Source organism: Stenotrophomonas sp. P5_A9 (assembly GCF_056400525.1).
The window spans coordinates 1-6,793 of sequence record NZ_JBFULC010000109.1 but is presented as its reverse complement, the minus strand read 5'-3'; the positions used below and the strand labels follow the sequence as shown (position 1 = coordinate 6,793).

General features: G+C 65.0%; 10 protein-coding genes. 6 read left to right on the top strand and 4 right to left on the bottom strand.

Translation table 11 applies throughout. From position 1 onward, the window contains the following. Positions 1-244: 244 nt before the first annotated feature. The 4 genes from rplI to AC1DR7_RS19745 form a co-directional block, all read right to left on the bottom strand. Positions 245-697, bottom strand: a complete 453-nt coding sequence (rplI, locus tag AC1DR7_RS19760; RefSeq protein WP_256774537.1) for a 50S ribosomal protein L9 — start codon at positions 695-697, stop codon at positions 245-247. 151 nt (positions 698-848) lie between these two features. Beyond that, on the bottom strand, positions 849-1,079 hold the full coding sequence (gene rpsR / locus AC1DR7_RS19755) for a 30S ribosomal protein S18 (protein WP_002804494.1): 231 nt from the start codon (positions 1,077-1,079) through the stop codon (positions 849-851). A gap of 11 nt (positions 1,080-1,090) precedes the next feature. Then, a complete protein-coding gene (gene rpsF / locus AC1DR7_RS19750) occupies positions 1,091-1,528 on the bottom strand; it encodes a 30S ribosomal protein S6 (protein WP_256774538.1) in 438 nt (145 codons plus the stop codon). Positions 1,529-1,696: 168 nt separating this feature from the next. Next, a complete protein-coding gene (locus tag AC1DR7_RS19745) occupies positions 1,697-2,035 on the bottom strand; it encodes a HesB/IscA family protein (RefSeq protein WP_256774539.1) in 339 nt (112 codons plus the stop codon). A 186-nt stretch (positions 2,036-2,221) separates the two neighbouring features. Here AC1DR7_RS19745 and asnS point away from each other — a divergent pair, with 186 nt between their 5' ends. The 6 genes from asnS to AC1DR7_RS19715 all read left to right on the top strand — a co-directional run bounded on the left by asnS (position 2,222) and on the right by AC1DR7_RS19715 (position 6,267). Beyond that, on the top strand, positions 2,222-3,616 hold the full coding sequence (asnS, locus tag AC1DR7_RS19740) for an asparagine--tRNA ligase (protein ID WP_457320174.1): 1,395 nt from the start codon (positions 2,222-2,224) through the stop codon (positions 3,614-3,616). 25 nt (positions 3,617-3,641) lie between these two features. Next, a complete protein-coding gene (locus tag AC1DR7_RS19735) occupies positions 3,642-3,947 on the top strand; it encodes a hypothetical protein (RefSeq protein ID WP_256774541.1) in 306 nt (101 codons plus the stop codon). Further along, positions 3,944-4,258 (top strand): hypothetical protein, encoded by a 315-nt coding sequence (locus AC1DR7_RS19730; RefSeq protein WP_256774542.1) that lies wholly within the window; start codon positions 3,944-3,946, stop codon positions 4,256-4,258. The genes AC1DR7_RS19735 and AC1DR7_RS19730 overlap by 4 nt, the downstream gene beginning before the upstream one ends. A 6-nt stretch (positions 4,259-4,264) precedes the next feature. Continuing rightward, a complete protein-coding gene (locus AC1DR7_RS19725; RefSeq protein WP_457320171.1) occupies positions 4,265-4,972 on the top strand; it encodes an FMN-binding negative transcriptional regulator in 708 nt (235 codons plus the stop codon). 76 nt (positions 4,973-5,048) lie between these two features. Further along, the gene (can, locus tag AC1DR7_RS19720) at positions 5,049-5,711 is read left to right on the top strand and encodes a carbonate dehydratase (RefSeq protein WP_256774544.1); all 663 of its coding nucleotides are present in this window, start codon (positions 5,049-5,051) and stop codon (positions 5,709-5,711) included. A 25-nt stretch (positions 5,712-5,736) separates the two neighbouring features. After that, positions 5,737-6,267 (top strand): 3-hydroxyanthranilate 3,4-dioxygenase, encoded by a 531-nt coding sequence (locus tag AC1DR7_RS19715; RefSeq protein WP_256774545.1) that lies wholly within the window; start codon positions 5,737-5,739, stop codon positions 6,265-6,267. Positions 6,268-6,793: the final 526 nt, after the last annotated feature.

Here is a 6,793-nt window from a genome sequence, read left to right as displayed (position 1 = left end):
GGCCGGGACCGTCGGGCGCCATGGATGGCGCCCGCGAGCCCCCATGGATGGGTTTACGGCGTGTCCCGGCCAAGGCTACCCGCCACCCTCCTCCAGGAAAGCAAAAGCGCCGGCCGTTGCAGTGGCCGTTGCAATGGCCGTTGCCGTTGCCGTTAGCTTCTAAAAAAAAACCAACCACCCCACAAAACAAAAACGGGCACCCTCGCGGGCACCCGTTTCTGTAACGCCCGCCTTTCGGCAGGAATCAGGCCTTTTCGGCTTCCACAACCACCTTGACGGTGGTTTCGACGTCGGCGTGCAGGTGAACAGTCACCTCGTACTCGCCCACGTTGCGGAAGGCGCCTTCGCCCAGGATCACTTCGCTCTTTTCCAGCGGCAGGCCGGCAGCGGTGAAGGCTTCGGCGATATCGCGCGGGCCGACCGAACCGTACAGCTTGCCTTCGGTCGAAGCGTTGGCACCGATCGTGACGCTCTTGCCTTCCAGCTTCGCCTTGCGGGCTTCGGCGTCAGCGTGGATCGACTGGGCCTTGGCTTCGTAATCGGCGCGCTTGGCTTCGAACTCGGCCACGTTGGTCGCGGTGGCCGGAACGGCCTTGCCGGTCGGGACGAGGAAGTTGCGGCCGTAGCCCGGCTTCACGTCGACCAGATCGCCCAGACCGCCGAGGTTGGTGACCTTCTGAAGAAGAATCAGCTTCATGGTGTAGCTCCAAAAATGTATTCGTTAGCGAGGCAAGGCCCCGCAGCGATGGCTGTCCGAATATCCGAACGGCAGACCTGGAAACCGCCCGACGCTTCGCAGCGCGGGCGGCCAGATCCGCGAAAGCGGCGACCGAAGCCGCCGGCTTTCATCAGACGTCGTGGTTGTCGGTGTACGGAATCAGGGCCAGGAAACGGGCGCGCTTGACGGCCGTTGCCAGCTGGCGCTGGTACTTCGACTTGGTACCGGTGACGCGGCTCGGCACGATCTTGCCGTTCTCGGTCAGGTACTGGCGCAGGGTGTTGAGATCCTTGTAATCGATCTCCTTGACACCTTCGGCCGTGAACTTGCAGAACTTGCGGCGACGGAAGAACTTGGACATGTCAGTGCTCCTTAAGCGGCCGAAGCGGCGTCTTCGCCGGCATCGGTGTCAGCGGCGGGGGTGGTTTCACCTTCTTCGTCATCACGACGACGACGCTCGCCACGCTCGGGCTTCTCGCCCTTCTCGTCCTTGCTCTTCATGATCAGCGACTGCTCGGTGTCAGCTTCGTCACGCTTGATGACGAGGTTGCGCAGCACGGCGTCGTTGAAGCGGAAGCTTTCCACCAGCTCGCTCAGCACGGCCTGGTCGCACTCGATGTTGAGCATGACGTAATGGGCCTTCACCAGGTTCTGGATCGGGTAGGCCAGCTGACGACGGCCCCAGTCTTCCAGACGGTGGATGGTGCCGCTGCCGTTCTCGACCAGCGCCTTGTAGCGCTCGATCATGGCCGGGACCTGTTCGCTCTGGTCCGGATGGACCAGGAACACGACTTCGTAATGACGACTCATGTGTTTTTACCTTTCGGATGTGGCCCGTTGAGGGCCGGACAGCCCCCCGCAGATGAACGCGGTGGGGCAAGGGTCCTGCCCGAAATCAGGCAGGAAGCCGCAAAGTATGGCAGCGCAAGCCCCAACAGGCAAGCCGCAGCGCGCCAGACAGCCCGGCGGCGGCCCGGCTCAGGCCTTGTCGGCCTCGGTGGTGAAGCTCTCGCCGCAGCCGCATTCGGCGGTCGCGTTAGGGTTCCTGAACGTGAACGTCTCGCTCAGGCCGTGCTTGCCGAAGTCGATCTCCGTGCCATCGACCAAGCCCAGGCTGTCGGCATCCACGTAGATACGCACCCCGTCCTGCTCGAACACGGTGTCGCCCTGGCGCTCGTCGCGGGCCAGATCGGTGATGTGACCCCAGCCCGAGCAACCGGTCCGGGTCACGCCGAAACGCAGGCCCAGCGCGCCGGGGGTCTGCTCGACGAACTTCTGCACACGGGCAAAGGCAACAGGGGTAAGGCTTACGGCCATGACAGGCAACTCCAGCGGATCGTGATCATTATAGAGGGTATGGCGCGGCCCGGCTTCGACGGCCGTCGCTGCGGTTCACATGGCGCGCAGCCCCGGAGAGCGCGCGAAAAATGCCTCGCAAGCCGAACACCGCACCCGTTAAACTCCGTGTTCAGAGATCGAGTCGATCAACAGAGGATTCAAGTCATGACGGTGGTCAGCGTTGAACATGCGCTTGCCGGGAAAATCCCGGAAGGCGGCGAGGCAACCGTACGCGGTTGGGTACGGACGGTGCGCGGCTCGGCGGCGCTGGCCTTCGTCAATGTCACCGATGGCTCCTGCTTCGCCCCCATCCAGGTGGTGGCCAATGACACCCTGGGCAACTTCGACGACATCAAGAGCCTGACCCCGGGCTGCTCGGTGATCGCCCGCGGCACCCTGGTCAAGTCCCAGGGCAAGGGCCAGTCCTTCGAAATCCAGGCCCACGACATCGAAATCGTCGGCCTGGTCGACGACCCCCTGACCTACCCGATCCAGCCCAAGCCGATGAGCGCGGAGTTCCTGCGTGAAGTGGCGCACCTGCGCCCGCGCACCAACCTGTTCGGCGCGGTCACCCGCATCCGCAACTGCCTGTCCCAGGCCGTGCACCGGTTCTTCCACCAGAACGGGTTCAACTGGATCAGCACCCCGATCATCACCACCTCCGATGCCGAAGGCGCCGGCCAGATGTTCCGGGTCTCGACCCTGGACATGGCCAACCTGCCGCGCAACGAAAAGGGCGAGGTCGATTTCAGCCGTGACTTCTTCGGCAAGGAAACCTTCCTGACCGTGTCCGGCCAGCTCAATGTCGAGGCGTACTGCCTGGCCCTGAGCAAGGTCTACACGTTCGGCCCGACCTTCCGCGCCGAAAACTCCAACACCACCCGCCACCTGGCGGAGTTCTGGATGATCGAGCCGGAAATCGCCTTCGCCGACCTGGCCGAAGACGCGCGCCTGGCCGAGCAGTTCCTGAAATACCTGTTCCGCGCGGTGCTGGACGAGCGCGGCGACGACCTGGCGTTCCTGGCCGAGCGCGTGGACAAGAACGCGATCACCAAGCTGGAAGGCTTCATCAACGCCCCGTTCGAGCAGATCGACTACACCGAAGCGGTGAAGCTGCTGCAGAAGGCCGACAAGAAGTTCGACTTCCCGGTCGAATGGGGCCTGGACCTGCAGACCGAGCACGAGCGCTGGCTGACCGAGGAACACATCGGCCGCCCGGTGGTGGTGACCAACTACCCCGAGCACATCAAGGCGTTCTACATGCGCCTGAACGATGACGGCAAGACCGTCGCAGCGATGGATGTGCTCGCCCCGGGCATCGGCGAGATCATCGGCGGCAGCCAGCGCGAAGAGCGCCTGGACGTGCTCGACGCGCGCATGGCGCAGTTCGGCCTGGATCGCGAGCACTACAGCTGGTACCGCGATTTCCGCCGCTACGGGTCGGTGCCGCATGCCGGTTTCGGCCTGGGCTTCGAGCGCCTGGTGGTGTACGTGTGCGGGCTGGGCAACATCCGCGACGCCATCCCCTACCCGCGCGCGCCGGGCAGCGCCGAGTTTTGATCCCCCCCGCGGAGGCACCGAGCCCATGACCCTGTTCTTCGCGCTGTGTTTCGTCGGCGTGGCGATCGCCGGGTTCAGTGCCTTCGTGATCTTCTGGCCGCTGACCCTGATCCACATCCGCGACCGCCATCCGCTGCTGGCGCAACGCTTCGGCAACGGCGCGTTCCTGCGCCCGGATGCGCTGCGCTGGCTGCTTGGGCGCGATTACCGGCAAACCCCCGACCGGGCGCTGTCCGGGCTGGCCACGCCTGCCTGGGTATCGCTGCTGACCCTGCTGGCCGGACTGGGCATGGCTGCCCTGCTCTGGCTGCTTTCGATGGTATTGATATGAACGACACCCCCTCACACCGCGACGAATGGTTCTTGGCCAGCCTGGGCAACACGCTTATCTGGGCGCGCCTGCGGATCCGCCCGGCCGGCACCGCCGAAGTCCTCGACAGCGACGGCAACACGCTCAGCTACGACAGCGAAGACACCGCGCGGTCGCAGTTGTTCGATGCCGAGTTCGTGTCCTATGACGGCCTGGACGAGGAAGACGCGCTGATCCGCGGTTTCTCGCTGCATGAAGTGCAGCCGCCGCAGGGCGCCAGCGATGCCGAGCTGCACGGCCGCATGGTGCAGAGCTTGGGCGCCCGCGCGTAACCGGCGATGTTCATCCCTTCCGCCTTCGCCGAGACTGACCTGATCTGGCTGGACCGGCTGCTGGCGCGCGATGCGTTCATCACGCTGGTCACCACCGGCGCCGACGGTCTGCCGCAGGCCACCCGGATGCCGGTGCTGTACCGGCGCGACGCCGATGGCATCCTGATCGAAGGCCACTGGGCCAAGCCGAACCCGCAGGCAGGCCATGCCGGCCCCGCGTTGATGCTGGTGCACGGTCCCCACGCGTATGTGTCGCCGGGCTGGTATCCGGACAACGCCGTCAGGAACGGCGTTGGACAGCCAAAGGCTGGCCCGCAGGGTGAGCCCCAGGGACGGGGCGAACACAAGGTCGCGCAGGCGCGTGTGCCGACCTGGAACTACGCCGCTGCGGAACTGCGCGGCGTGCTGGAGCCGGTGACCGACGATGATGCGCTGATCGCCATGCTGGACGGCCTGAGCGCGCACTATGAAGCGCAGGTCGGCGGCGACTGGGATCTGCTGCCGATCGAGCCGCGCCAGCAGCGCATGCTCGGCGGCATCGTCGGGTTCCGTTTCCGCCCGGCGCAGGTGCAGATCAAACTCAAGCTCAGCCAGAACCATCCCGAGGCCAACCAGCACAGCGTGATCGACGCGCTGTCGGCGCTGGACGCCCCGGCTTCCCGCGAGCTGGCGCAGTGGATGCGCTGGCGCCGCGACGGCGACACCGCCGGTTGATTCTCCCCGCTTCCCGCGACGCCGCGGCCAGGCTGGCCGCGCCTTGCCCCCACCTTACGTCAGGGACACCTGCCCCATGAAAGACATCCACAAGCTGCTGCAGAACAACCGCGAATGGGCGGACCGGATCGAGAAAGAAGACCCGGAATTCTTCCACCAGTTGGCCAAGCAGCAGCACCCGGAATACCTGTGGATCGGCTGTTCCGACTCGCGCGTGCCGGCCAACCAGATCATCGGCATGGCACCGGGCGAGGTGTTCGTGCACCGCAACGTGGCCAACGTGGTGGTGCACACCGACCTGAACTGCCTGAGTGTGATCCAGTACGCGGTGGACCAGCTTAAGGTGAAGCACATCCTGATCGTGGGCCATTACGGCTGCGGCGGCGTGCACGCCAGCCTGCACAACACCCGCGTGGGCCTGGCCGACAACTGGCTGCGGCACGTGGGCGATGTGGCGCAGAAGCACGCCTCGATCATGGATGCGATCGAGGACCCGGCGCTGAAGCACGCACGCCTGTGCGAGTTGAACGTGATCGAGCAGGTGGTCAACGCCTGCCGCTCGACGATCGTGCAGGATGCCTGGGCGCGCGGCCAGAAGCTGATGGTGCACGGCTGGGTCTACAGCCTGAAGGATGGCCGGGTGCGCGAGATGGGCATCGACGTGGGTGCACCGGAAGACCTGCAACCGGCCTACGAAAAGGCCCTGGCCCACGTGCCGCGCCGCGGTCGGCGCGACTGACGCGTCTCTCTACGGAATCCCCATCATGCTCGCTTCCCCCATCAATCTGCTGGCCTGGATCGAGGAACACCGGCATCTGTTGAAGCCGCCGGTGGGCAACAAGATGATCGAGAACGGGGACTTCATCGTGATGGTGGTGGGCGGGCCGAACAGCCGCACCGACTACCACTACGACGAGGGCCCTGAGTGGTTCTACCAGCTCGAAGGCGAGATGACGCTGAAGGTGCAGGAAGACGGTGCGGTGCGCGACATCCCGATCCGCGCGGGCGAGATCTTCCTGCTCCCGGGCAAGGTGCCCCATTCGCCCCGCCGCCCGGCTGGCGGCGTGGGGCTGGTGGTGGAGCGCAAGCGCCTGGCGCATGAGCGCGATGGGCTGCTGTGGTTCTGCGAGCGCTGCAACCACAAGCTGTACGAAGAGTATTTCGCGCTGGAGAACATCGAGACGGATCTGCCGAAGGTGTTTGCGCGGTATCAGGCCTCGGTGGAGATGCGCACCTGCGAGGCGTGCGGACATGTGGATCCGTTGCCGGGTGGTACCGGGGCTGTTGAAGGCTGAGAGCTCGAAGGCGGACAGCAGCATGTGCGCGCGCACTCCGGGCGAGGCTTGTATGGGTGGGTTTGCGCGCATGCAGAAGAGCCGGCGGATTCGATCTTTTAGCGACTGCTGATGCCCGTTCCTGATTCGATGCCAGCTTGACCTTTGAAGGAAGAGCAGCCGAGCATGGCTCGGCTCTACCGGGGCCATTGCAATCATCCCGGTGGGGTCGATCCTCTAACGACTGCTGATGCCCGTTCCTCATTCGATGCCAGCATGACCTGGGAAGGAAGAGCAGCCGAGCATGGCTCGGCTCTACCCAGGCGTTTGCCGGCGCTCCAGGCATTTCCAGACATTCCACGCATTTCGGGCATTTGCGGCATTCCCAGCGTTTCCCGGCGTTTCCCCGGCGTTTCCCATGCGCGCCTACCCACTGTCGGGGCGTGGTGCGGGTGGGTTGCCGGGACACGCCGTAAACCCGTCCTTGGGGGCTCGGTGTTGCCATCCATGGCGCGCAAACCCACCCATACAAGCCTCGCCCGGAGTG